Raw genomic sequence first — 25,922 nt, 5'->3', positions numbered from 1 at the left:
AATAAAGTTAAAAAGCCAAAAGCATTGCCTTTTTAACAGCTTTTAGGGTCTATAGCTCAGTTGGTTAGAGCACTGCCTTGATAAGGCAGGGGTCATAAGTTCAAGTCTTATTAGACCCACCAGCTTTTAATAGCGGGGTTATAGCTCAGTTGGTAGAGCGCCTGCCTTGCACGCAGGAGGTCAGGAGTTCGACTCTCCTTAACTCCACCAGTTTATTAACTAACAAGTAAACTTATATTAATAGAAAAAGTAATTATAGCAAACAAACAAGTACAACAAACAAACGATTGCTGATTTACTGATTGCTTTATTCTATTAAGTATAATAGAACTGTCCCTGATGAAGTGACAGACAATTCAATAACAACATAGAGAAATGAGTCTGGGTTAATTATTTAATTCCAACAAATAATTAACCTTTACCACCACACAATCTGTTGACAGCACAATCTGTTGACAAAACTGTATGGTGGTATAAAGTAAAGAGAACTGAAATACCATCACAAAACACCGTGATGGTAAAAATCAAGCGTAAACCAGGTATTAAAATCGTTACAATTACCGATACAGCTCATACATGAAGTATGTCATTAAATATGACACAAAGCATGCTTAAGGTTGTATGGTCAAGTAATTAAGTGCACATGGTGGATGCCTTGGCAGTCAGAGGCGATGAAAGACGTGACAGCCTGCGAAAAGCGTCGGGGAGGTGGCAATATCCTGTGATCCGGCGATATCTGAATGGGGAAACCCACTTATCATAAGATAGGTATCGTAATTTATTACGAGGCAAACCGGGAGAAGTGAAACATCTCAGTACCCCGAGGAAAAGACATCAATAGAGATTCCCTTAGTAGCGGCGAGCGAACGGGGAGGAGCCGACTGATTTAAATGTAGAAGAACAACTTGGAAAGGTTGACCGTAGAAGGTGATAGTCCTGTATTTTAAACATTTAAAAAAGCATATTAAGTAGTGCGGGACACGTGAAATCCTGTATGAAGATGGGGGGACCATCCTCCAAGGCTAAATACTCCTGACTGACCGATAGTGAACCAGTACCGTGAGGGAAAGGCGAAAAGAACCCCTGTGAGGGGAGTGAAATAGAACCTGAAACCGTGTGCATACAAGCAGTCGGAGCCCACTTGTTGGGTGACGGCGTACCTTTTGTATAATGGGTCAGCGACTTATATTCTGTAGCAAGGTTAACCGTTTAGGGGAGCCGTAGGGAAACCGAGTCTTAATAGGGCGTCTAGTTGCAGGGTATAGACCCGAAACCGAGTGATCTATCCATGAGCAGGTTGAAAATGCCGTAACAGGCATCGGAGGACCGAACCCACTGTCGTTGAAAAGCCAGGGGATGACTTGTGGATAGGGGTGAAAGGCTAATCAAACTCGGTGATAGCTGGTTCTCCCCGAAAGCTATTTAGGTAGCGCCTCGGACGAATACCATTGGGGGTAGAGCACTGTTTCGGCTAGGGGGTCACACCGACTTACCAAACCGATGCAAACTCCGAATACCGATGAGTACTATCCGGGAGACAGACAGCGGGTGCTAACGTCCGTTGTCAAGAGGGAAACAACCCAGACCGCCAGCTAAGGCCCCAAATTCCTAGTTAAGTGGGAAACGATGTGGGAAGGCACAGACAGCTAGGAGGTTGGCTTAGAAGCAGCCACCCTTTAAAGAAAGCGTAATAGCTCACTAGTCGAGTCGGCCTGCGCGGAAGATGTAACGGGGCTCAAACTAGGAGCCGAAGCTGCGGATTTAATTGTTTCAATTAAGTGGTAGGGGAGCGTTGTGTAAGCCTGTGAAGGTGTGTTGTAAAGCATGCTGGAGGTATCACAAGAGCGAATGCTGACGTGAGTAACGACAAAACGGGTGAAAAGCCCGTTCGCCAAAAGACCAAGGGTTCCAGTCCAACGTTAATCGGGGCTGGGTGAGTCGACCCCTAAGGCGAGGCCGAAAGGCGTAGTCGATGGGAAATTGGTTAATATTCCAATACTTGTTTATGATGCGATGGAGGGACGGAGAAGGTTATGTCAGCCTGGCGTTGGTTGTCCAGGTGAAAGGTTGTAGGTAGGCTAAGTAGGCAAATCCGCTTGGCTATTACTGAGAGCTGACAGCAAGCCAATTTATTGGCGAAGTGGCAAATACCCTGCTTCCAGGAAAAGCTTCTAAGCACAATCATAAACAAATCGTACCCGAAACCGACACAGGTGGTCAGGTAGAGAATACTAAGGCGCTTGAGAGAACTCTGCTGAAGGAACTAGGCAAAATGGTACCGTAACTTCGGGAGAAGGTACGCTGCTGATGGTGATAAGACTTGCTCTTTGAGCTGTTGGCAGTCGCAGATACCAGGCCGCTGCAACTGTTTATTAAAAACACAGCACTCTGCAAACACGAAAGTGGACGTATAGGGTGTGATGCCTGCCCGGTGCTGGAAGGTTAATTGATGTGGTTAGCGCAAGCGAAGCTATTGATCGAAGCCCCAGTAAACGGCGGCCGTAACTATAACGGTCCTAAGGTAGCGAAATTCCTTGTCGGGTAAGTTCCGACCTGCACGAATGGCATAATGATGGCGGCGCTGTCTCCAGCAGAGACTCAGTGAAATCGAAATCGCAGTGAAGATGCTGTGTACCCGCGGCTAGACGGAAAGACCCCGTGAACCTTTACTACAGCTTTACATTGAACTTTGACCTAACTTGTGTAGGATAGGTGGGAGGCTTTGAAGCAGATACGCCAGTATTTGTGGAGCCAACCTTGAAATACCACCCTGGTTATGTTGGGGTTCTAACTTAGAATTAACAAATTCAAGGACAATGTATGGTGGGTAGTTTGACTGGGGCGGTCTCCTCCTAAAGAGTAACGGAGGAGTACGAAGGTGCGCTCAGGACGGTCGGAAATCGTCCAAAGAGTATAAAGGCAAAAGCGCGCTTAACTGCGAGACCCACAAGTCGAGCAGGTACGAAAGTAGGTCTTAGTGATCCGGTGGTTCTGTATGGAAGGGCCATCGCTCAACGGATAAAAGGTACTCTGGGGATAACAGGCTGATACCGCCCAAGAGTTCATATCGACGGCGGTGTTTGGCACCTCGATGTCGGCTCATCTCATCCTGGGGCTGAAGCAGGTCCCAAGGGTATGGCTGTTCGCCATTTAAAGAGGTACGCGAGCTGGGTTTAGAACGTCGTGAGACAGTTCGGTCCCTATCTACCGTGGGCGTTGGAAATTTGAGAGGATCTGCTCCTAGTACGAGAGGACCAGAGTGGACGAACCTCTGGTGTTTCGGTTGTCACGCCAGTGGCATTGCCGAGTAGCTATGTTCGGATGGGATAACCGCTGAAAGCATCTAAGCGGGAAGCCCACCTTAAGATAAGATTTCCCCAAAGAGCCGTTGTAGACTACGACGTTGATAGGTTGGGTGTGGAAGTGTAGTGATACATGTAGCTAACCAATACTAATTGCTCGTTTGGCTTGACCATACAACGCTTAAGTGTGTTTATGGGTTAACGATTAAATACCAAAACCTTGATTGAAAACCTTGATTGGTTGGTTCTTTTTACAAAGATAAAGACAGAACCTAAGTTAACTAAAAAACTTAACTTAGCTTCATTTCTCTATACCCTTTTTGCTGACGATTATAGCTTGTTGGTACCACCTGATCCCTTCTCGAACTCAGAAGTGAAACAACAATACGCCGATGGTAGTGTGGTTTTCCCATGTGAGAGTAGGTAATCGTCAGCTTCCTATTTAAACCCCTGTTGCTGTTTGAGTGATGGGGGTTTTGGGTTACAATCGTATTTAAATTTTAAGCAATAGATTTTTCTAAAATAATCATTTTAAGGATTTATACCATGTCAAATGACACAATAAGAATGCCAAAAGGAAGCTTGGTTATGCGTACTTTGGCTATGCCTGCTGATACAAATGCCAATGGTGATATTTTTGGCGGTTGGTTAATGTCTCAGATGGATTTGGGTGGTGCAATTTTGGCTAAAGAAATTGCCAAGGGGCGGGTTGTAACCGTTTGTGTGGATAAAATGGTGTTCTTAAATCCTGTGTCTGTGGGTGATGTGGTGTGTTGTTATGGTGATTGTACGCGTGTTGGCAATTCATCTATACAAATCAATGTGGAAGTTTGGATTAAAAAAGTCAATGATGGATCGGGGTTACATCAGTGTGTTACTGAGGCGTCTTTTATTTATGTTGCAATAGATGAGCATGGGAAGCCTCGTCCGATACCAAAAGAAAACAATGCAGAGTTGGCTTACGCGTTGGCGATAATTGAGGGTAAAATTAAACCTGCCGATCCAGATACGGGAAATATTTTGTTTCTTTAAGTCTTTATTTTGTTTGTCTATGTAAAATTGTGGTTTTAAACAGCCTTTTTGGCATTGGGTGGGTGATGAATTAATACCACTTTTAGCCAAAATTTTGCGGTATTTTATCCTTTTTAGGCATAGTAAATTGGCTGTTAATTTGCTAATCTATTGATATGATTGATTTTTATAAAAATAGCAAATACGATGTTACAAGATTTATTAGATAACAATGAATTTTGGGCAAACACGTTATCTGTTCGCGATCCTGATTATTTTCCGCGTTTGGCACGTCAACAAAACCCAAAATATTTGTGGATTGGTTGTTCGGATAGCCGTGTTCCTGCCAATGAAGTGGTTGGACTGATGCCAGGGGAGCTGTTCGTGCATCGCAATGTTGCCAATATGGTGGTTGCTACCGATATGAACGTGTTGTCTGTGTTGCAATATGCGGTGGACGTGTTGGGCGTTGAAGATATCATCGTGTGTGGACATTACGGTTGTGGTGGCATAAAATCGGCGTTGGGGCATAAGGAATATGGGCTGATTGACAACTGGTTGCGTTCACTCAAAGGAATGCATTTTCAATATTTAGAAGCTTTTGAGGGGCTAAGTCTTGATGAACAAGTAAATCTATTGGCAGAACTAAATGTCAAACGTCAGGTTACCAATGTTTGTCATACCACGATTGTACAAAATGCGTGGTATCGTGGGGCAAATTTGGCGGTGCATGGTTGGATTTATGATTTAAACAATGGGCGGATTAAGGATATGGCGGTTACGATTAACAGCCACAGACAGCTTGCTGATGCGTTTTTGTATACTTTATAACTGTATTTACAAATAAACAATGTGTTTACAAATAAACAATGTGGTGAGTTAATTGTAAAATTTCGTTTTTGTCATGACTGACATACACCATCGGAATGTCAAAATTATCTCGTACGTGTTCAAAAAACGGTAAAATCTCGCTCTTATGTTCGCTATCAAGTGCTGATAACGGTTCATCTAGAAGCAGTAATTTTGGTGAATACAATAACGCTCGTCCAAGTGCAACACGTTGTTTTTCACCGCCTGATAATCGCAGTGGTAAGCGGTTTAGTAGCGGTTTGATTTTTAAAAGTGAGACAATTTCTTCAATGTCAAACTGACGTTCGGTCGTATGAATTCTGTCATACCCAAAAGTTAAGTTTTTTAGCACGGTTTTGTGTGGAAATAATTGTGCATCTTGAAAAACCAATCCTACACGGCGGTGCTGAGTTTTGACATTTGTGTTGGTTTTTTTGTCAAACCATGTGTTATTGCCTATGTGGATATGCCCATCGGTTGGTGTGGATAAACCTGCGATGGCGTTTAAAATACTGGTTTTACCAGAACCTGAACGGCCAAACAAACCAACAACTTTATTGGTTGTTCTGATATCGGCATTGATGATTTTTTTGCCAAGTTTTAGGCTGAATTGACAATTAAATTGCATAAGTTGCCTTGTATATAAAAACACTTAAAACATAAAACTTACGCTTGTAGTTTCATTCGTTCTCGTCGCCCATACCACTGCGAAAACCACAACGCACTAAAAGCTACCGCCACCGAAAACCCAAGCAAGCGCAACATCTGACTTTCACCGTCCACGGATTGTAACAAGCTATACATTGCAAGTGGCAGTGTGCGCGTTTCGCCTTCGACATTGCCTACAAAGGTAATTGTTGCTCCAAACTCACCCAAACTTCGGCAAAATGACAAAATTGCTCCCACCAAAATTCCTGATTTGGCAAGTGGCAAACTTACGCTAAAAAAAGTGGCAACAGGTGATGCTCCGAGCGTTTTGGCGACATTTTCAAGCCGTTTGTCTACCATCTCAAAAGCAAGACGCACCGATTGCACCATAAGTGGAAAACCCATTACCGCACTGGCCAATACCGCTCCTTTCCAGTTAAAAGCAAACTCAAGACCAAAAGGTGATAAATGTTTGCCAATCACGCCATGATTGCCAAAAAGTACAAGCAACACAAAACCTGGGATAACAGGAGGCAATACAAGTGGTAAATAAATGAGTGTTTCAACGAGTGATTTGCCAAAAAAATTGGTGCGTGCCAAAAAAAAGCCTGTAATAATAGCAGGAATGAGGTTTACCAATAGGCAACACAAGGCGACTTTATAGGATAGGTGAATAATATCCCATTCTGCTGGGGTTAGGGTGAAAAAGTCCATGATTGAACCAATCAAGCATTAAAGAAGCAACAATTAAAAAGCGATAAGTCTAAAATAAAAAATAATAAAAAAGCCACTTAACTACAAGTGGCTTTTTAGAATATTGGCGTCCCCACGGGGATTCGAACCCCGGTTACCGCCGTGAAAGGGCGATGTCCTAGGCCTCTAGACGATGGGGACGCATAACACTTCAACCACTTTCACTGGTTCTTATTGAAGTGGTGCGTATATTAAAGTATTTTAAGATGATAGTCAAGCGATCTTTGAAAAAATATCAAAAAAAGTTAAAAATGGTGCAGATGGGCTTTATCGTGGCGTTTTTTGGTGATTTTCTTTATAATACTGGCAATTATTTTTGCAATTTGGATAAAAAAATGACACTTTATCAATGGCATCGCCAAAATTTAATGCAAGCGGTTGAAAATTTAGAGCCAACTTTGATTGGAAATTTTAGCAAAACCGCCACGCGTATTGTTACCGATACTCGCAAAATTCAGCAGGGCGATATTTTTTTAGCCCTTAAAGGTGATAAATTTGATGGACATGATTATGTGCAGTGTGCGTTTGAGAAAGGGGCGGTGCTTGCGATTGTCAGTTACAAAGTGGCGGATGATTTACCGATGTTGGTTGTCAGCGATACCAGGCTTGCTCTTGGACGACTCGGTAAATACCGCCGCGATAACCACCCTGATTTGACCGTCATTGGCATCACAGGCAGTAGTGGTAAAACGACCGTCAAAGAAATGCTAGGCAGTATTTTTAGCCAAATTGCTCCAACTTTGATTACGCGTGGCAATTTGAACAATGATTTGGGTGTGCCTATGATGCTTCTTGAGCTTACCGATGAGCACAAATTTGCTGTGATAGAGCTTGGGGCAAATCATGTTGGTGAAATTGCTTATACCGCATCTCTTGTTAGTCCTGATGTGGCATGTGTGCTAAATATTGGCACGGCGCATTTGGGTGAGTTTGGCGGACAAACAAACATTGCCAAAACCAAAGCGGAGATTTTTTCTGGTTTGACAAAAAAAGGCGTGGCTGTTTTGCCATTTGGTGATGTATTTTTTGAATTGTTGCAAGAAAAAGCAGCCAAATTTACACATCGTATGATAGCTTTTGGTGAAAAACAAGCATCATTGCAACAAGCAGGCGTGGACATAACCAACCTACATAATCTTGGGCTAACCGAAACGGATACGATTATGTTGGCTGCTGATGTGTTTGCTGATGATGTGGAGGTTTTTGCTGATCACAGCGAGTTTAGCATAAATATTAATCTGACTGAAAATGAGATAGAAAGTGCGAATGTTTGTTTGAATTTTGCAGGTGAGCATAATATCAACAATGCGTTGGCAGCCAGTGCTTGTGCAATAGCTTTAAAAATTAGCTTAACAGATATTGTTAAAGGGCTAAACATTGCCAAACCTGCCAAAGGGCGACTAAATTTTAAAACGTTTGCCAATCATTTGTTGATTGATGACAGTTATAACGCCAATAGCTCTGCTATGCTTGCAGCTGCAAGGGTTTTGATGGAGCAAGACGGCTATAAGATTTTGGTTTTAGGTGATATTGGTGAATTGGGTGATGATGCGATCGATGAACATGAAAAATTGGGCGAAAAACTTGCTGATATGCCAATTGATCAATTGCTTGTGGTGGGCGATTTAATGGTGCATACGGCAGCCATTGCCAATCAAAACCGCCCAGATTTTGCCAAACATTTTGCCACTAAAGCAGATTTAACCAAACATTTAAATCAGATTTTAACAAACCGATCTTGCAGTGTGCTGTTAAAAGGTTCACGTTTTATGGCGATGGAAACGATTATGAATGACTTATTGATGGGTGATTTGTTGGCAGATGCTAAAACTTAATCACAATTGAGTGTGTTTAAGTTTGTTGCTAAGTGGTGTTTTGCTAAGTTTTGCACAAACTTTTTAACAATTTAATTGGTTAAGCGACTAAAAACAAGATGATTTTTTAGCGAAAATTTTTTACAATAGAGGTTTTTTGAATATGGTTAATCAATCAGTTGGCTATTGACAAAATTTTCTTTTCACAGTTTACCATGCCAAATAGGAGTGGTCGCCATGTTGTTGTGGTTATTTGAGTGGCTTAGTCAGTTTTTTTCACCGTTTTCAGCGGTTGCGTCATTGACGCTTCGAGCATTATTGGCGGTGTTAACGGCATTGGGTGTGTGTATTGCTTGTGGTATGCCTGTGATTAACCGTTTGCACGCCTTGAAATTTGGACAGGCCATTCGTGATGATGGGCCACAAACTCACCTTGTCAAAAAAGGCACGCCAACCATGGGTGGGGTGTTTATTTTATTTAGTATTTTGGTAACAACCTTGCTGTGGGCGAATCTTGCCAATCCATATATTTGGATTTTAATGGTGGTGTTGGTGTTGTTTGGGGCAGTTGGTTGGGCTGATGACTGGTTAAAAATTAAGCATAAAAATCCAGATGGCTTGATTGCTCGCAAAAAATATTTTTGGCTATCGCTTGGAGCGTTGTTTGTCGGAATTTCGCTGTATTATATCGCCACACAACAAACCGATCTTGCAACAACCAAAGCCATGCAAGATTTGTTATTTCCGGTTTTTAAAAATTGGGATATTGCTTTTTCTGCTGTGCCATTTGGTTTGGCGTTTATTGTGTTTACTTATTTTGTGATTAATGGGGCGTCCAATGCGGTGAATTTAACAGATGGTTTGGACGGCTTGGCAATTTTTCCTGTGGTGTTGGTTGCGGTAGGACTTGGGATTTTTGCTTATATTTCAGGGCATGCCAGTTTTGCTCAATATATGCACGTGCCGTTTATTGCGTATAATGCCGAAGTGGTGATTGTGTGTGCATCTATTGTTGGATCTGGGCTTGGGTTTTTGTGGTTTAACGCAGCGCCCGCTCAGGTATTTATGGGTGATGTGGGTTCGCTTGCATTGGGTGCGATGCTTGGTACGATTGCGGTGATGACTCGCCAAGAATTGGCATTTGCGATTATGGGAGGGATTTTTGTTGCAGAAGCTGTATCGGTGATGTTGCAGGTTGGCTCGTTTAAAACCCGTAAAAAACGTATTTTTCGCATGGCACCACTGCATCATCATTTTGAATTGGGTGGCATTCCTGAAACTCAAGTCGTTGCACGGTTTTGGATTGTAACGATTATTTTGGTGATTTTGGGGCTAATGACTTTAAAACTGCGTTAAAATTTAGTAATACCAGTTTTTAGTTATTTTATTAAACAACCACTAAAATTGTGCTATACTCATCAATATATTCAGATTTGTTGTATCAATGTAAAAAAGTGTCAACAAATATTGACAATACAACACAAAACTTTGGTTAAATTTTACAATGAGTGGAAAATGAAAATTCAAGTTTTACAATATGATGACAAGGCCGAGCTTTCAATTATCAGCACCAATAAAGGACGGCTGGCACTAAAATCAAATGAACCAACACCGCGTGAACGCCAGTTGTTATTACTGTTGGATAAAGAAGACAGTGAGCTAAGCAAACAGGCGGTATCGTTGTTGTTGGCAAAAGTGGATTTGAATAAAATTGCACACAAAGGTTGGATTGAATACCATATGATTGACAATCATACAATCCAGTCAAACCATGAGCCTGAAATAACGCCTGGTTTTAACCCTAAAACTAACCAACAAGCCGAACCAAAAAAGGTAAAAAATTTTTTAGATATTTATTATCAGAATAAAAAAACGCTAACTGCCCCAATTGTTGTGAATGTTAACAAAGATTTGACGACACCCACTTCATCGATTCAGTTGCCTGAGGCGGTGGCAGATGATTTTGAAGAGTTGATGGTGATTCAAACCTTGTTAAATGTTGATTAAAATGACAAAATTGCCAAACTTGACATTTTGTTTTGTGGTTTTATTAATGATTATTAATGAATGATTATTAATGAATAATTCTTATCAATATTTTTTATCAATCTTTCAAGGAGTTTTTATGAAAATAAAAGCGTATTGTTTGTTTGTTATATTGGCAACATCTGTACTCACTGCTTGTACTACCACTCAACCAACCATGACTGGACAAAACACAAACACCCAGCCAAGTGTGATGATAAAAAATGGCGTCGGCGTATTGCCACAATCCACTTATTTTGGCGTGTTGCCTTGTGCTGATTGTTCGGGGATCAAAACCAATTTGGTCATCAATCATGATGGTACATTTGTGATGGAGCAAGAATATCTCGGTAAGGCGGATAAGTTTATCACCAAAGGAAGCTATGATATTGGCGGTGTTGACAACAGATATGTATTGTTGCACCCAGAGGGGCAAGCTGATCCAATGCCGTATCTGATTTATATAGATGGCAATCGTGTTGAATTTCGTGATTTGGCAGATGGCGAAAAACCCAATCCCAATCAAACGCTAAATTTGGTATCTTAAATAACCAAACCTGATTAAAGCACCTATGGGTAATGACAATACTCATAGGTGTTTTTGCATTTGCTATCAAAAACTAACATTCACCCCCAAACTGACATTTCTGCCAATTTGTGGAATGTAGGGCAAATAAGTTTCATGAGCATAGACTTTTTCGTTTAACAAATTGTTGGCGTTTAAAAAAATCAAATAGTTCAGATTGTTGGTGTGATTTTGATAATTTAACCCCAAATTTAACATGTTATGCCCTGGCGTGGGTGCTTCAAATTTTGAGACTTTGTGTTGGTCAAATGTGCGTACATATTCAACACTTGCCGACCATTTGTCATTAAAATCTGCCATCGCTTTTGCTCCAAAACGCATAGGCGGTAAGCGTGGCGTATAGCGATCCGCTTGTTTGCTGTAGGTTTTTTGCTTGGTAAAAATGTTAATATCACTGACAATGGGTGGCAGGTTGTGCAATTTGCCCTTGACATAATCTGCAAAAATTAAGCCGCGGTATTTAGGGTTAAATTGATAGTCGATTTGTCCTTCTACGCCATAAAACTTAGCTGGGCTTTGATCATAATGATTGATGCGTAAGTGTCTAAAATGATTGACTTTTTCTGTGCCTAAATGTTCGTTGATGGTGGATAAATAAATGTAATTGTCAAAATCGTATAAATATCCCGCCACTTTATAGTTTAATTTTTTATCATTAAATTTTAAGCCAAGTTCATAATTATTGGAGCGTTCTTTGGTAAGATGCCGGTTGCCAATTTCAAAAGAATTGGTGGCTAAATGCATGCCGTGGGCGTATAACTCTTGGCTATTTGGCAAGCGTTCTTGGTGCGAAACATTAAATGACAAGGTGTATTTTGGCAAAAAATGCCAATTCACCCCTAACGCATAAGAACTGGCGGTTTTTTGGTGCGGTTTGGTTGCTTCTAAAGCGTCGTTGATGGCTTGATTAAGCTGTTTGCCTTTTAAAAACTGGGAACGCTGTTTCATGATATTGACGATATAATCGGTGTCATAATCCATTGCCACTGTTTGTTTTTCAAGGCGGGTGCCAAATTCCAATTCTACATTGTTCATTGCGTATTGCCCCATACCAAAAATAGCGGAATTTTTTAGGGTGTTTTGGGTTAATAGGGGCAATTTTCGCCATTCGGTTTGCGGGGATAAGCCTTGATTGTCTTGTTCGGTGTGTTGTATGCCCCATAAGGCTTTGACATTGTCGCTTGGCGTGTGGGTGAACTCCAAACGGGCAATTTTGCCTTTGTTTTTAAAAGAGGTGGTAACAATATTGCCCTCTTTTTCGTCGTGTTGATAATTGACATAGCCAAGGTTGCTGCGAATTTTGTCAATAAAAGGAGCAGGATTATGCCACTCACCACGCACATCATAACGGCGGGTGGTCAAATCAACGTAAGGGCTTGCGTGATCGCCGTGCTTGCTTTGTACGCCGTGCGAGTGGTTTAAATTGTCGGTGGCGTGGTCGGCACAGTCAGGGCGGGGGTTGATGTAATTGATGTCGTCGGTGTTGATAAGCTGTGGATAACGAGCCAAATAAGGGCGGTTGTACAAACTGTCAAAAATAGAAATCACCCCACAACCTTCGTACAAATGATTGTGAGCAGGCAAGCCGTATTTGTCTTTGCGTTCACTCACTGCCACGCCAATATAGCCGTTGTCATTGACCCAAGACAGCCCAAGGCTACCGGCTTTAGAGTTTGCCCAGCTTTCTGGCAGATAATCCAATTTTTCGCTTTTGACATCGGTAATATGGCCTGTGTATTCTTTTTTTAAATCAAGGTAATCTTTTTCAGAGGTGAGATAATATTTTTCATCTTTCCAGTGCAGTTTTTCGCCACGTTTAAAGGCATCGTACTCTTTTTCTAAATCTGCCAAATGCTTAGGGGCTTTGACAAAATCGTCCAATTGATCCAAATCTTTAAATTTGTGCAAAGTATAAGCAGGGGTTTGGTAATTGTTGGCTTTTTTGTATAGTCCTTCAGCGTGCAATACAAAATTTTCACCCAATTGGGTGGTGATGGCGGCGGTTGTGAGTTTTTCATCGTTGCCTGTGTTGTAGCGAATGCCAACTTCGCTTTCAAATGGATTGGTTGGCAAGGCATCGGGGATTTTTTTGTCAATGATATTAACCACGCCGGCACTGTTACCTGATTTGTACAATAAATTGCTCACGCCACGGATAACCTCGGCTTGGCGTGCGAGCACTGTATCCACCATCACCGCATGATCGGGTGATAAGTGCGACATGTCAATGACATCGGCGTTGTTTTGCAAAATGGTAACCCGTTTGCCCTCTTGCCCGCGGATAATGGGAGCAGAAGCCCCGCCACCAAATTGATTAGAATGAATGCCAAGCTCACCGTCTAACGCATCGCCCAATGTAGTGGCACGCTGTTTTAGGCTATCGGACTGTATGACATTGTTTGAGATGTTGTGTCGATCGCCTAACAAATTGGTGGTTTGTTCTTGAGTGGTGAGTTTGAGTGCGTCTAGCACAACGCTTGGCTTACGGTTTTGCTTGTCAGTTTGAGTGCTTTGCTCTTGGGCGGTGTCAGTTTGAGCAGAAGCAAGGGCAACGTCAGCATAAGCAACATTATGCCAAACGTTTTGTAATAGCAAGGTGGTAACAGCAAGGGCAAGAGGGTGTTTTAACATGGGCGAACCTTTTACTTTTAAATGCAAAGCCAAATTTATTAAAAGCAGTGTAACAAAAAATTAACTGTTTGCGTGGTTTTTGTACTGAATTTGTAAAGGTTACATTATAACATAACAGCTGGGTAAAAATAAATGGGTATCGGTGCGTTTTTGACGGTTGATTGTTGGGTGATTAATTGGTTTTTGGTAACAAAAAATTCACCAAATCACTAAAATCATCAAACGTATGCGTTGGGTTAAAATCACGAATGTCTTGTCCATAATTATAACCATAAGAAAGTCCAAGCGTGGCAATGCCTGCATTTTGTCCGGCCAAAATATCATTTTTAGAATCGCCAATCATAAACGCATCGGCTAAGTTAAAATTCAGTTGGTGGCAGACATGATAAAGTGGTGCAGGGTTTGGTTTTTTGACAGGCAAGCTATCACCGCCTAACATGATGTCAAACAGTCCTTGCCAGCTTAGTTTTTCCACGATAATTGGCACAAATTGATAGGGTTTATTGGTTACAATTGCAAGGGTAAAACCTTGTTGTTTTAGCTGATGTAAACCTGCGTCCACGCCGTCATATGCGACGGTTTTTTCACAGGTAAAAGTGGTGTAATGTTTAAAAAATAATTCTAACGCCAACTGCAGTTTTGACAGATCCTCGCCACTGGCTCGTAACACACGCTCCATTAAAATCGGCGCACCATTTCCCACCCAGTGGCGGATATGACTTTCATCAAAATGCGGTAAACCTAAATCGGTCAAGCAGGCATTTACCGCCAATGCAAGGTCAGGCACACTGTCAATCAGCGTACCATCAAGGTCAAAAATCAGTAAGGTTGCAGTTGGATTGATAGTCATTTTGGTTTGTAATTTGGTTTGTAAGTTTGGTGATAAAGATAAAGTTGTAGTGTAACAAAATTTTGGGCTAAAACCTATATTTTTTGTTGGTTTTTTCTTGACCCACTCCCACCGCCAAACCCAACGGTTATAGCTTAGGAAATTCTTGCGACCCATAGCAATTTAGTTTTCACACCAAACCGCCACCTCTCGCCGTGCCACTGTCGCTGAACAGTATTAGCACAGGGGAACTCTTTACACAGCGGCAAGCCCTGCCGCATCAGCTAACGCCTGTTGGCGTATATTGTTGCTCGCATTAATATCTCTATCGTGGCAAACTTGGCAATTTGGGCAAATCCAATTTCTGATTTTTAATTCCAAATTATCCAATTTATGATTGCAATGCGAACAAAGTTTACTACTCGCAAAAAACCGATTTACCTTAATGATATTTTTACCATACCAATTGGCTTTATAAGTCAAAATATTAACAAATTGACCCCACGCCACATCATTAATGGCTTTGGCAAGTTTACGATTTTTTACCATGTTTTTTACTGACAAATATTCTATCGCGTAACTTGTCGCTTGATTTTCGCAGATAAGTTTATGCGTGATTTGATGGTGAAAGTCTAAACGTTGGTTTTTTACTTTTTCATGAATGCGTGCAACAGTTAGTTTTTGTTTTTGATAATTGTTGCTGGTTTTATGTTTGCGGGCAAATATTTTTTGATTGTTGGCAAGTTTTTTGCTTGATTTGGTTAAATGTTTAGGATTGTCAAATTTAGTGCCGTCGGATAAATTTAATAAATGATGAATACCTAAATCAATGCCGAGTGTGCGTTCTGGTTCAATGATTGTAGGGGTTGGCGTAATTTCATCGCTTTCTACTAATATGCTGGCGTAATACTTTCCAGTTGCGGTTTTACTAATGGTTACGGTTTTTATTTTGCCAATAAATTCGCGGCTTAATTTAATTTTAATGCCTTTGATTTTAGGCAAGTTAATAATGCTTTGTTCAAAGTTTACGGTGCAATGTTGCGGACATTGATAGCTTTGTTTGGAAAATCTTTTTGATTTAAAGCGTGGATATTTAGCCAACCCTTTAAAAAAATTAACCAGCGCTTTGCATAAGTTTAATATTGCATTTAATAATGATTGACTGTTTACATTATTAAGCCATAAAAAACTGGCTTTCTTTTTCTTTTTAACGAGTTGCGTTTGAATTTGATTGCGTGTTAATGATTTGCCAAACATTTTATAATAACGCGTTTGCAACCCCAAAGCCCAGTTAAACACAAAACGTGCGCATCCAAGATGATTTTCAAGGCTTTTGGCTTGTTCGCGGTTGGGATAAATGCGGTATTTGTAGGCTTTGAGCATGGTTGATTGTTGGTGAAAAGATGGTTATACTTTAGCAGCTTTTTTATTTGGTGTCAATATGAATAACAAACTAAAATCACACTATCATTGTGTTTATAAGCTAACCTATCATTTAGTGTTGGTTACTAAATACCGCAGAAAGTGCTTTACTGGGACGATGCTTGATAGGCTAAAGGTAATCACAACCAATCTTTGTCAAAAATGGGATGTTGAGCTGTTGGAATTCAATGGTGAAGCCGACCATGTGCATTTGTTGCTTGATATGCACCCAAATATTATGCCAAGCAAATTTATCAACAATCTAAAAACAGTAACCAGTCGTTTGATAAGAAAAGAATTTGCTGAACATTTGGCAGAGTTTTATTGGAAGCCTGTACTTTGGACTAGAGCATACTGTTTGCTCACTACTGGCGGTGCAACCATTGACACCATTAGGCGTTATATTGAGAAACAGGCACGTCCTAACTAGTAGGCAGTGTTGCGCTTACATCTCCACCTAAATCAAAGATTTTAGGTGGAGAATTTCGCGCGGGGAGTTAAAAATCCATGAAAAAAAATGACTGTATGTTGCACGAAAAAAATATTAATAAATCGTTTTTTTTTGATAAAAGGTGTAAGATAGCGACTCATTGTTTTAAATAGACCATTTTTGTGAGGAATATTGTTTTGTCAAATAAAAAATACCTTTTGTCTGCGTTGATGCCATTTACTTTTTTAACGGCTGCTTTTTTAACCGCTTGCAATCAAGCACCACAAAACACCGCCAGTCAGTCAAACCAAGAAGTTAACCAAAATTACGAGCGCTATAAAGTTGTTACCGAATCAAACAACATTCCGTTTGTGTATTTGAATGAAAAAGGCAGTCCGATCGGTTTTGATATTGATATTATGCAAGCAATTGCCGATGATCAAAAATTTCATGTGGATTATGAGGTAACCGTTTGGCACGCCTTGATGGACGACATGGCAAATAATCAGGCGGATTTGGGGCTTGCTTCTATCAGCATTACCGAGGAACGCAAACAAAAATACCAGTTTTCTGAACCTTATTTTCAATCACAGTTGGCAGTTTTGACAAAATCTGGGCAAAAGATTGACAAAAGTTCGGATTTTAGTGCGTTTCGAGGGCAAAAAATTGGCGTGAAAAAAGGCACAATTGCTGATGTAACGGCACAAAATTTAAAATTAACCACCAAGCCACAAGCTGAAAATTTTTTGGCAATTACAGACTTTTTGACAGCAGAAACCCAAGGTGTTATCGGTGATATTGGCGTGATGCAATACTACCAAAAACAATACGCGGATAAAAACCTTGCCGTGATAACAGAAAGCGATTCTAAGTTGGATAATTATGGAATTATTGTAAATAAAAACAACTCAGAATTATTAAAAAAAGTTAATACTGGCTTAAAAAATATTAAGGCTAATGGCAAATATCAACAAATTGAACAAAAATGGTTTGGTGAATCTTAAGCTGATTGTTCTTACATTTATTTAGGTTTTGTAAGTAAATTGTTTAGAGTTTTTACAGTGTTGTCATTTAGGTTGCCAGTTGCTTTTTGTAAATCTACATAGGCGTTTAGATAGTCAAATGACGCATTAATCAATTGGCGGCGGGTTGCATAATACTGGCGTTGGGCGAGCAGGGTATCTACCATAGAACGCACGCCCACATCATAGCCAGTTTGTGTGGCTTTATTGACTTTGGCATTAGAATCTACGGCGATTTGTTGAGCGATGATCGTGGTTTTATGCCCCATTAAGTTTAGATAGGCTTTACTGGTTTGGGTGAGTGTGTTTTGATAAACAAACTTAAGCTTGCTAATTGCCGATTCGGTTTGGTATGCTCCTTGTTGCAAGCCTTTGGTTGTGCGTCCGCCTGTGTAAAAAGGCAACTCCATCTCTATGCCAATGCCATAATTTATGCCATTATTGTTTCGTAAACTTTGATGATTGGTGTCTTGCCAAGCGATATTGGCGACCAAATCTACTTTTGGATAAAGGTGGGATTTTAGCAAATCTTGATTTTTTTTGGCAAGGGCAACTTGTTGTTGAGCTAATAACAAATCAAAATTTTGTTGTTGGGTGGCTATTAGATAATTATCAAGACTTTTTTCAGCGACCAAATCCGTGTTTATTGGCAAAATTAACGGATCGATGTCATCAATTGCCACGCCTGTCAATAAAGCCAATTGTTGTTTGGCATTTAGTATTGCTACGTCATTGTTTGCCAATAAAGCACGCACATTTTGTAATCTGGCCTCGGTTTCTTCGGTATCGACGCGTGCCACTATGCCTTGTTGTAGTCTGGCTTGCATCATGTCATTTTGGGCTTTTATGGCATCATACTCGGCATTTAGGCTTTCGGTTAGGGCTTGGGTTTGTAGCACGCCTAAATAAGCACGAATGACTTGTTCGGTAAGTTCTTGTTGCTGTTTTAATAGCTGTAAATCATTGATCCCACTGGCAATTTTGGCTTTTTCCAAGGTTGCCCATTTATCCGCTCGAAACAAGGCTTGGTGTAATCCAAGTCCAAACTGACTTGTGGTGGCGTTGCTATTGGGTATATTGTTGTTTTTTGGATAAAATTGATTGTGTTTGATTGAGCCTTGTAAACCAATCTGTGGCAACAAATCGCCTTTGGCTAAATCTTCGTTAATTTTGTTGGCAAAATGATCGTACTGTTGTGATGCCAAAATGTCATTATGCTGTTTGGAGGCTTGATACAATTGCCATAAATCTTGGGCAAAAGCATGCGAATTTTGTCCAAAAATCAAGCCAAAAACCAATAACAGCCTGCTCGTTGTTTTTAAAAAATGAGGCGGAATGCCTGTGGCTAAAATAACTGTGGTTAAATGTTGAGAGGATTTTGTTGGATTTTTCATGAGGTTATCAAGGCTTTAAGTGTTTTGATGTAAGGATTTTATCATACTATTTTTTGGTAAAATGTGCTAGGTAAATTTGTAGCATTTTTTTAGCAAAATTTACCAAAACCCACTATTTATTTTGGCAAAAATTCTATACTCTAATGATTTTGGCAACATTAGGAATTTTTATGCGTTTTTCGTCGCTTTTTATTGTGTTAAGTGCACTGCTTGGTGGTTTTGGTTTGGCAAATACCGCCCATTCTGCTACAAAAGAGCCGCCAAATTTGAGCAATGGGCAATTTCAACAATGCTTATCAGAATTAAAACATTCCAGCAAATTCAAGGGTATATCATCAGAAACCTTTGAAAAATACCGCCCAAGCGAACCTGATCCGAGTGTGCTTGTGTCGCTTAATTATCAGCCTGAATTTCAAAAACAAGTGTGGGATTATTTGGCAGGCTTGGTAGATGAAGAGCGTGTAAAAGATGGTATCGATGCCAAAAAACGCTTGCAAGGCGTGTTAAGTCGTATCGAGCACCGCTATGGCGTAAGTTCTGAAGATGTGCTTGGTGTGTGGGGCGTTGAGTCAAATTTTGGCAAACAATTGGGTAAAAAAGATTTGTTCCAATCTCTTGCAACTTTGTCGTGTTTTGACCGCCGCCAGTCGTATTTTCGTGGCGAGTATGCTGCTGCGTTAAAAATTGTGCAAAATGGTGATATCCACGCTGGTGATATGAAAGGTTCGTGGGCGGGGGCGTTTGGACAAACCCAGTTTATGCCAAGTACGTTTTTGCGTCTGGCACAAGATTTTGACGGTGATGGACAAAAAGATTTGGTAAATAGCGAAGCCGATGCGCTGGCATCTACGGCGAATTTTTTGTTAAAATCAGGCTATCGGAGCGGTGAACCGTGGGGATTTGAGGTTAAATTGCCTCAAAATTTTTGGGGTGAAAGCAATCGCAAAACCAAACAACCCATCGGTTATTGGCGAAAACAAGGGGTTACGCTTGCCAATGGCCAAGCCTTGCCAAACACACTAAGCAGTGCAGGTTTATTGATGCCTGCAGGTAAAAATGGCCCTGCGTTTTTGGTGGGTAAAAATTTTGATGCGTTTTATAGTTACAATGCATCGGAAAATTATGCCTTGGCAATTGCTCATTTATCCGAAATGATACGCCAAAATCGCACGCAAAATGTTGGTTTTGTTGCACCTTGGCCAACCGATGATCCGGGCATTAGTCGCAGGCAGGCTCGTGAAATTCAGCAAGCCTTGCTTCATCGTGGCTACAATATTGGCGCGGTAGATGGCATGATTGGTGATAACACGCGTCGTGCTATTCAAGACTTTCAACGCTCCCAAGGGGTTAATCCTGATGGGCGAGCGGGGCAAAAATTATACCGTATGTTGGTGAATGTCAATGTGGCACCACAAAGTTATACCCCACAAAGCTATGCACCGCAAAGCTATGCACCGCAAAGTTATACTCCGCAAAGCTATGCACCACAAAGCTATGCACCAAATAGCCATGGTGGTGGTGTGGTTACGCGTCTTGATGATGGGCGTGGCGTGATTATTTCTAAATAGATTTTTTAAATAAATTTAAAAACTTACGACAATAAAACTTAAGAAAAAATCCACTTGGCGGTGGATTTTTTTGTTGTTGCATTTTAAATTTATGGGCTAAAACTCATGAAGCGGTTTGTAAAATCTCAACGGCACCGTGATCGTCGCAATGATCGCCATGTTGGTGATGCAAACGACCGTTTACGATGTAGTCAATGTGATCGCCGTGTGGTACGGCTTCATGTCCGCAACTGTCATTGTGTACATGATCGCCACAGTTAAATTTATGGTTGCATGTATTTGGGTTTTGTGCGTTAACGTCTAGGGTGTGCTCGTCTACATGATCGCCATGCATATGGTGCAAATGTCCATCGTGTAGATAGTCAATGTGATCGCCGTGTTTGAGGGCTGTGTGTCCACAATTTTCGCCGTGTTGGTGATCGTGATTGGCATGAATACTACAGCTCATGATGTTTTTCCTTTGTTGATTGAGATGATTGGTTAATATCTTAGTAATAATTTGGCAACAATGAAGCAAAAAATTAAATTTTGTAACGTTATATCATCACAAAAGTGAATATTTGTTTACTCTTGAGTGTATTCTAAGCCTATTTGTCAAATTTGTAAAGGCAAAAATGCAAAAAAATCCACCAAATTTGACGGATTTTTAGTTTAAAAACAAATAGTTATGTTATAACGTTTGCTTTTTTAGCAAATAATTTACCAAATTTGCCAATGCCAACGTTACATATTTGGATAGTTTGGGCCTCCGCCGCCTTCTGGGGCAACCCAGGTGATGTTTTGGGCGGGATCTTTGATGTCGCAAGTTTTGCAATGCACGCAGTTTTGGGCGTTAATTACAAATTTTGGCTTATCATTTTCATCGACAACCACCTCATACACGCCTGCAGGACAATAGCGTTGGGCAGGTTCGGCAAAGATTTTTAGGTTGCGTTTGATTGGCACATCAGGATTGGTTAAATGCAGATGACACGGTTGGTCTTCTGTGTGGTTGGTATTAGAAATAAATACCGAAGACAGTTTGTCAAAGGTAAGTTTGCCATCTGGTTTTGGATAATCGGGTTTAAACGCATGATCGGCACGTTCAAGCATCGCGTGATCTGGTATGTTATCGTGTATGGTAAAGGGTGTTTTGCCTTTAAAGACATGGTGTTCAATAAAACCAAACGCTCCACCGCCAAACACGCCCATACGGTGCATGGCAGGTGCGTGGTTACGGGCGGCGTGGGCTTCTTCAAACAACCACGAGTTTTTGAATTTTTCTTCGTAATCAGTAATTTCATCATGTTGACGGCCTGCCAAAATAGCCTCGTATACCGCCTCGGCTGCAAGCATACCTGATTTGATAGAAGTGTGCGTACCTTTTAGTTTGGCAGGGTTTAAAAAGCCTGCATCATCACCGACCAATACTCCGCCTGCAAAGCTAAGTTTTGGCAATGAGTTTAAGCCTCCTTTTGCCAATGCTCTTGCTCCGTAAGACAAACGCTTGCCACCAGTTAAAATATTGGCAATCAAAGGGTGAGTTTTTAGGCGTTGCAATTCATCAAAGGGCGATAAATAGGGATTTTCATAGGATAAATCCAATGCCAAACCAAACGAAACTTGGTTGTTTTCATCAAAATACAGCCACCAACCGCCCATAGTGCCTGTTTCACTCAAAGGCCAGCCTGTACCGTGCAATACAACGCCTTGTTCATGTTTGGCAGGGTCAATCTCCCACAATTCTTTTAAGCCTATGCCATAATGTTGTGGATCTTTACCCTCGGCCAAATTAAAACGGCTAATCAAGCGCTTGCCTAAATGTCCGCGACAACCCTCGGCAAATATGGTGTATTTGGCAAGCAACTCATAGCCCGGTTCAAAACTAGGCTTGGCTTCTTGTTTGGCATTTACGCCCATATCACCTGTAACAATTCCTTTTACCGAGCCGTCATCATTATATAAAATATCTGCTGCTGCAAAACCCGGAAACATCATCACTTCCAATTCTTCAGCTTGATTGGCAAGCCAACGCACCAAGTTGCCAAGCGAGATGATATAATTGCCCTCATTGTGCATGGTTTTTGGTACAATATTGTCAGGAAATTGACGAAATTTTGTGGCATTTTTTAGCATATAAACGCGATCTTGCTTTACCGCAACGTTAACAGGGGCGTTTTTTTGTTGCCAATCAGGGATTAACTCATTTAAGGCACGTGGCTCCATCACCGCTCCTGATAGAATATGAGCCCCAAATTCTGATCCTTTTTCTACCACGCACACGCTAAAATCAGGGTTGCCTTTTTCAATTGCCAATTGACGTAAGCGAATCGCCGCTGCAAGCCCCGACGGCCCTCCGCCCACCACGACGACATCAAATTCCATCTGTTCACGCTGAATTTCTTGCATATAAACTCCTAACAATCATCTACTGGCAAAAGCTGGCAAATGTTGATTGTTTTATTGATAAAAATAAATATGGTTGATAAAATCAAATCTTGTCAAAATTTTACTATTATAAAACAAAAGTCATCTAAACAATATAGCCAAATATTGTCAAATCTGGGTAAAAACTTACAAAAAATTAGCAATCTTTTTGTCAATTAACCTAAAAAATTGGTGAAAAATCGGTTAAAATATACAACAAATATCCAATAAACCAAACTTAACAAAAATTCATTGTTAATATTTAATAAATACAGTTATTTGTTTTTAATAAGAATAATTGGCTAATTTTTGGAAAAAATTAATATGAAACAAGAGGTTATCACACAATTACAAAATTTTTCGATCGATAAAAACAACCAACAAAAAACCCTGCCTTTGGAAAAATGGCAACCACAATTTTGTGGCAAGATGGATTTGGTTATCAAAGCCAATGGCGAATGGTGGCATGATGGACAAAAAATGACTCGCCAGTCAATGATTGATCTGTTTGCCAGTGTGTTGTGGGCGGAAATTGATGAGGACAATCAGATACGCTATTTTTTAAAAACACCCGTAGAAAAAGTGGCAATTTGTGTAGAAGATGCTCCGCTATACATTGTAAATATTGAACAAATTCAAGCAAAAAACCAAACTTTTTTGCAATTTACCACGGCTCAAGGCGAGGTTGTGATTGCGGATAAACAACACCCAATTAGCCTTGGTTTGCCTTTTGCCAATGTTGCACCACATCAAGCCAATCAAGCCTACATTAAGGTAAAAGAGCAGGGCGGTTCGGTGTTGTATGGATTGATTCCGCGTTCGTTGTTTTATCATTTGGTGGCAATGGGCGATTGTCGCGAAAATTTGCAAGGACAGACGGTTTTAAGATTGCAAAGCGGAGATTGTCAATTTGAGTTGTTGGGTTGATTGATTAAATAAAATAATAAATCATCGGCTAAAGTTTAGAAAAATATGATAATTTTTAGAATGCTAGCGCAAAGCATAAAACTAGCGTAAAATAAGCATCTTTAATGGGTGGTTTTAGCAAAAACCTGCGAATAGCAACCTGCGAATAACAATGGGTAATAACGCATGATGGGTGATAACGCATGACAATAGCACAAAGAGCTGCTTTACCGATAGGTGTGTTTGATTCAGGCGTGGGAGGCTTGTCGGTGTTTGCTCATTTAAGCCAACAGTTGCCCTATGAAAACTATATTTATTTGGCGGATACGTTAAATGTGCCTTATGGATCAAGACAAAGTGATGATATCCGTGAATTAACGGTAAACGCGGTGGATTTTTTGGTAAAAAAAGGCTGTAAATTGGTTGTCATTGCCTGTAACAGTGCATCGGCGTATGGCCTACAAGCGGTACGTGAACATTTTAGGGATTTGCCAATTGTGGGGCTTGTGCCTGCGTTAAAACCTGCGGTTTTTGCCACAAAAACCAAGCAAGTGGCCGTATTGGCAACCCCTGCGACATTGCACGGTTGTTCGTTAAATAACCTGATTGACAAGTTTGCCACACCCAATGCGGTTACCGTGCATAAATACAGTTTGGCAAGTCTTGTGCCTTGGATTGAATCGGGCATGCCAACTCAACACCAAGCGGTGATTGAGCTTGAGGGGTTGTTAAGCGAAATTCAACAAAAAAATGTAGATGAGTTGGTATTGGGTTGTACGCATTTCCCTTTTTTTAAGCCGTATTTGACAACAAAATGGCAAACGTTATTTGCAGATTTACCGTTGCATATGATTGATTCAGGGCAAGCGGTTGCAAGGCATGTTAAATCATTGTTGGTTATGCAAAATTTAGAAAATAATAACACCGAGCATCAGTCGCTCCAATTTTTTAGCACAGCAGATTCAGTTGGGTTAAAACAAGTGGCAAGCTGTTTGTTAAATCAATTTGACAGTAAGATTTTGATTGATTTTTATCAGGCTTAACACCATATAAAACGGTTGACAAAAGATTATCAGCATAACCAAATACAGCCAAAAACAAGAAAAGCAAAAACAACCAAAAGTAAAGCAGAACCAAAAGTAAAACGAAAATACAACAAGTGAGGGTATTGTGCCTATAAAACAGCGTTACCATGTTCATGTTTGTTTGGTGCGAAATGAACATCCAGAATTTGAGAATGCGTTGCAACTTGCCTTGTCGGAGCATTATTTTTTGACGTGGGATTTGATTGCACATCCGATACAGTTTATGGATTATAGCAAACAACAGATCGATCGATGTGATTATTTGATTTTTGCATTGGGCAATGGTTATGGACATTTAAGTCCATCAGGTGTGAGTAATTTGCACTTAAGTTATATTTATGCACGCACCAAAAACAAGCCGATGTTGGCATTGATAAAAGCCCAAACTCCTGCGTTTGAATATTCGCGCCAACGTTTGGATTTGGCGGCATTGATTGAAAAAGAACTGGGTTCGCACGCTATTTATTTTCAGCGCAGTCAAGAGGCTATGTCTGCGTGTAAACAGTTGCTCCAAACATTGTCAGATCAATATCCAACCGCAGGGTGGGTGCGCACCAAAAGCATGAATTCACCAATTCGTCAAGCCACGCTTTTGCGTCCAAAAACCTTAACCAACAGTGCCGTTTCTGCCAAACAATCGCAAGATAAGATTGTTATTAAGCGTGATGATGTTGTGTTGGTGAACTATTCAGCCCACGCTTATCAAGGAGGTAATTTGCAAGATTTGGTGGCAGCGCATACCTTTACATGGGGCGAGGTATTGGATTTATTAACGGTTTTGCCACAGCCGTTTAGTAATGACATGATGCTAAAACAACTCAATGACTCGCTAAGAGGTTTGGCATTGACAGAAGCAACGAAAACCTTGCCTAATGTACACGCTGTTTCGCGGTGCCAAATCAATGCAGTGGATTTTCAATGGTTAAAAAAACAATTGGTCGCCAGCGGTTGGTTAATTTTAGCCAAAGAAGAGCACAGTATCCGTGAATTATGGCGCGTAAAACCACATTAAAGTTTGTGTAAATAAGGAATAATCATGCAACATTTCACCAAAGAAGCCAATATTTTGGAGCAAGAGATTGATGATTTGACAGAAACCATGCATAAAGTCGCTAAGTTTCGCACCCTAGAGGAGCAAGTGGCGGATATGAAACGTCGCGGTATTGAACCAAGCGAAAGTTATGAACAATGGGATAATGAACAAGACGAAGATGAATAACTTGATTTAGATTTATTATTTA

At 40.7% G+C, this 25,922-nt stretch carries 21 protein-coding genes, 3 tRNA genes and 2 rRNA genes; 17 read left to right on the top strand and 9 right to left on the bottom strand.

Features of this window, described 5'->3' with window-relative positions:
* The first annotated feature begins 45 nt into the window (after positions 1–45).
* The 6 genes from MOMA_RS01685 to can all read left to right on the top strand — a co-directional run bounded on the left by MOMA_RS01685 (position 46) and on the right by can (position 5,144).
* Positions 46–122: transfer RNA gene (locus MOMA_RS01685), tRNA-Ile, on the top strand.
* A 12-nt stretch (positions 123–134) separates the two neighbouring features.
* Positions 135–210: transfer RNA gene (locus MOMA_RS01680), tRNA-Ala, on the top strand.
* A 413-nt stretch (positions 211–623) separates the two neighbouring features.
* Positions 624–3,476 (top strand): 23S ribosomal RNA (locus MOMA_RS01675).
* A gap of 148 nt (positions 3,477–3,624) precedes the next feature.
* Positions 3,625–3,738, top strand: a 5S ribosomal RNA gene (gene rrf / locus MOMA_RS01670).
* Positions 3,739–3,848: 110 nt separating this feature from the next.
* Positions 3,849–4,334 carry an acyl-CoA thioester hydrolase YciA gene (gene yciA, locus MOMA_RS01665; protein ID WP_009501474.1) on the top strand — a complete coding sequence of 162 codons (486 nt, stop codon included), beginning with the start codon at positions 3,849–3,851 and terminating at the stop codon, positions 4,332–4,334.
* 186 nt (positions 4,335–4,520) lie between these two features.
* Positions 4,521–5,144: a carbonate dehydratase gene (gene can, locus MOMA_RS01660; RefSeq protein WP_009501473.1), complete on the top strand. Its 624-nt coding sequence runs from the start codon at positions 4,521–4,523 to the stop codon at positions 5,142–5,144.
* Between the two features lie 25 nt (positions 5,145–5,169).
* Here can and MOMA_RS01655 read toward each other — a convergent pair whose 3' ends face one another.
* The 3 genes from MOMA_RS01655 to MOMA_RS01645 form a co-directional block, all read right to left on the bottom strand.
* Positions 5,170–5,790: an ATP-binding cassette domain-containing protein gene (locus MOMA_RS01655; RefSeq protein WP_009501472.1), complete on the bottom strand. Its 621-nt coding sequence runs from the start codon at positions 5,788–5,790 to the stop codon at positions 5,170–5,172.
* A 38-nt stretch (positions 5,791–5,828) separates the two neighbouring features.
* Positions 5,829–6,524: a molybdate ABC transporter permease subunit gene (gene modB / locus MOMA_RS01650; RefSeq protein ID WP_009501471.1), complete on the bottom strand. Its 696-nt coding sequence runs from the start codon at positions 6,522–6,524 to the stop codon at positions 5,829–5,831.
* 104 nt (positions 6,525–6,628) lie between these two features.
* A tRNA-Glu gene (locus tag MOMA_RS01645) sits at positions 6,629–6,704 on the bottom strand.
* Positions 6,705–6,898: 194 nt separating this feature from the next.
* On the opposite strand from MOMA_RS01645, the gene MOMA_RS01640 reads away from it, so the two are divergent.
* The 4 genes from MOMA_RS01640 (at position 6,899) to MOMA_RS01625 (ending at position 10,949) form a co-directional block, all read left to right on the top strand.
* The gene (locus MOMA_RS01640) at positions 6,899–8,398 is read left to right on the top strand and encodes a UDP-N-acetylmuramoyl-tripeptide--D-alanyl-D-alanine ligase (protein WP_040624939.1); all 1,500 of its coding nucleotides are present in this window, start codon (positions 6,899–6,901) and stop codon (positions 8,396–8,398) included.
* Positions 8,399–8,614: 216 nt separating this feature from the next.
* Positions 8,615–9,733: a phospho-N-acetylmuramoyl-pentapeptide-transferase gene (mraY, locus tag MOMA_RS01635; RefSeq protein ID WP_009501467.1), complete on the top strand. Its 1,119-nt coding sequence runs from the start codon at positions 8,615–8,617 to the stop codon at positions 9,731–9,733.
* A 159-nt stretch (positions 9,734–9,892) separates the two neighbouring features.
* A complete protein-coding gene (locus MOMA_RS01630; RefSeq protein WP_009501466.1) occupies positions 9,893–10,384 on the top strand; it encodes a hypothetical protein in 492 nt (163 codons plus the stop codon).
* Positions 10,385–10,502: 118 nt separating this feature from the next.
* A complete protein-coding gene (locus MOMA_RS01625; protein WP_009501465.1) occupies positions 10,503–10,949 on the top strand; it encodes a copper resistance protein NlpE in 447 nt (148 codons plus the stop codon).
* A gap of 66 nt (positions 10,950–11,015) precedes the next feature.
* Here the strand turns inward: MOMA_RS01625 and MOMA_RS09850 are convergent, their stop codons facing one another.
* From MOMA_RS09850 to MOMA_RS01610, 3 genes are all read right to left on the bottom strand, one after another.
* Positions 11,016–13,619 (bottom strand): TonB-dependent receptor, encoded by a 2,604-nt coding sequence (locus MOMA_RS09850; protein ID WP_009501464.1) that lies wholly within the window; start codon positions 13,617–13,619, stop codon positions 11,016–11,018.
* 172 nt (positions 13,620–13,791) lie between these two features.
* Positions 13,792–14,469, bottom strand: a complete 678-nt coding sequence (locus MOMA_RS01615) for a phosphoglycolate phosphatase (protein ID WP_040624936.1) — start codon at positions 14,467–14,469, stop codon at positions 13,792–13,794.
* Between the two features lie 234 nt (positions 14,470–14,703).
* Positions 14,704–15,831 carry an RNA-guided endonuclease TnpB family protein gene (locus tag MOMA_RS01610; RefSeq protein WP_009501462.1) on the bottom strand — a complete coding sequence of 376 codons (1,128 nt, stop codon included), beginning with the start codon at positions 15,829–15,831 and terminating at the stop codon, positions 14,704–14,706.
* Between the two features lie 58 nt (positions 15,832–15,889).
* Here MOMA_RS01610 and tnpA point away from each other — a divergent pair, with 58 nt between their 5' ends.
* Both tnpA and MOMA_RS01600 read left to right on the top strand, forming a co-directional pair.
* Entirely contained in the window at positions 15,890–16,300 is a 411-nt protein-coding gene (gene tnpA, locus MOMA_RS01605) for an IS200/IS605 family transposase (protein ID WP_009501461.1), read from the top strand.
* 197 nt (positions 16,301–16,497) lie between these two features.
* Positions 16,498–17,304: a transporter substrate-binding domain-containing protein gene (locus MOMA_RS01600; RefSeq protein ID WP_009501460.1), complete on the top strand. Its 807-nt coding sequence runs from the start codon at positions 16,498–16,500 to the stop codon at positions 17,302–17,304.
* 17 nt (positions 17,305–17,321) lie between these two features.
* On the opposite strand, the gene MOMA_RS01595 is transcribed toward MOMA_RS01600, so the two are convergent.
* Positions 17,322–18,716: a TolC family protein gene (locus MOMA_RS01595; RefSeq protein WP_009501459.1), complete on the bottom strand. Its 1,395-nt coding sequence runs from the start codon at positions 18,714–18,716 to the stop codon at positions 17,322–17,324.
* A 170-nt stretch (positions 18,717–18,886) separates the two neighbouring features.
* Here MOMA_RS01595 and MOMA_RS01590 point away from each other — a divergent pair, with 170 nt between their 5' ends.
* Positions 18,887–20,284, top strand: coding sequence for a lytic murein transglycosylase (locus MOMA_RS01590; protein WP_040624765.1), 1,398 nt, complete (start codon positions 18,887–18,889; stop codon positions 20,282–20,284).
* A gap of 103 nt (positions 20,285–20,387) precedes the next feature.
* Here the strand turns inward: MOMA_RS01590 and MOMA_RS01585 are convergent, their stop codons facing one another.
* Together MOMA_RS01585 and MOMA_RS01580 are read right to left on the bottom strand one after the other, a co-directional pair.
* Entirely contained in the window at positions 20,388–20,732 is a 345-nt protein-coding gene (locus MOMA_RS01585) for a hypothetical protein (RefSeq protein ID WP_009501457.1), read from the bottom strand.
* Positions 20,733–21,007: 275 nt separating this feature from the next.
* Positions 21,008–22,672 (bottom strand): electron transfer flavoprotein-ubiquinone oxidoreductase, encoded by a 1,665-nt coding sequence (locus MOMA_RS01580; protein ID WP_009501456.1) that lies wholly within the window; start codon positions 22,670–22,672, stop codon positions 21,008–21,010.
* Between the two features lie 342 nt (positions 22,673–23,014).
* Here MOMA_RS01580 and MOMA_RS01575 point away from each other — a divergent pair, with 342 nt between their 5' ends.
* The 4 genes from MOMA_RS01575 to MOMA_RS01560 all read left to right on the top strand — a co-directional run bounded on the left by MOMA_RS01575 (position 23,015) and on the right by MOMA_RS01560 (position 25,900).
* Complete coding sequence (locus tag MOMA_RS01575; protein ID WP_009501455.1) at positions 23,015–23,617, top strand: DUF1285 domain-containing protein; 603 nt, start codon at positions 23,015–23,017, stop codon at positions 23,615–23,617.
* A 182-nt stretch (positions 23,618–23,799) separates the two neighbouring features.
* Positions 23,800–24,639, top strand: coding sequence for a glutamate racemase (gene murI / locus MOMA_RS01570; protein ID WP_009501454.1), 840 nt, complete (start codon positions 23,800–23,802; stop codon positions 24,637–24,639).
* 127 nt (positions 24,640–24,766) lie between these two features.
* The gene (locus tag MOMA_RS01565) at positions 24,767–25,693 is read left to right on the top strand and encodes a DUF4062 domain-containing protein (protein ID WP_009501453.1); all 927 of its coding nucleotides are present in this window, start codon (positions 24,767–24,769) and stop codon (positions 25,691–25,693) included.
* A gap of 24 nt (positions 25,694–25,717) precedes the next feature.
* Positions 25,718–25,900, top strand: a complete 183-nt coding sequence (locus MOMA_RS01560) for a hypothetical protein (protein ID WP_009501452.1) — start codon at positions 25,718–25,720, stop codon at positions 25,898–25,900.
* Positions 25,901–25,922 lie beyond the last annotated feature (22 nt).

The organism is Moraxella macacae 0408225, from assembly GCF_000320365.1.
Classification (GTDB): Bacteria; Pseudomonadota; Gammaproteobacteria; order Pseudomonadales; family Moraxellaceae; genus Faucicola; species Faucicola macacae.
The sequence above is the reverse complement of the archived record's forward strand: the minus strand, read 5'-3'. Positions and strand labels throughout refer to the sequence as shown.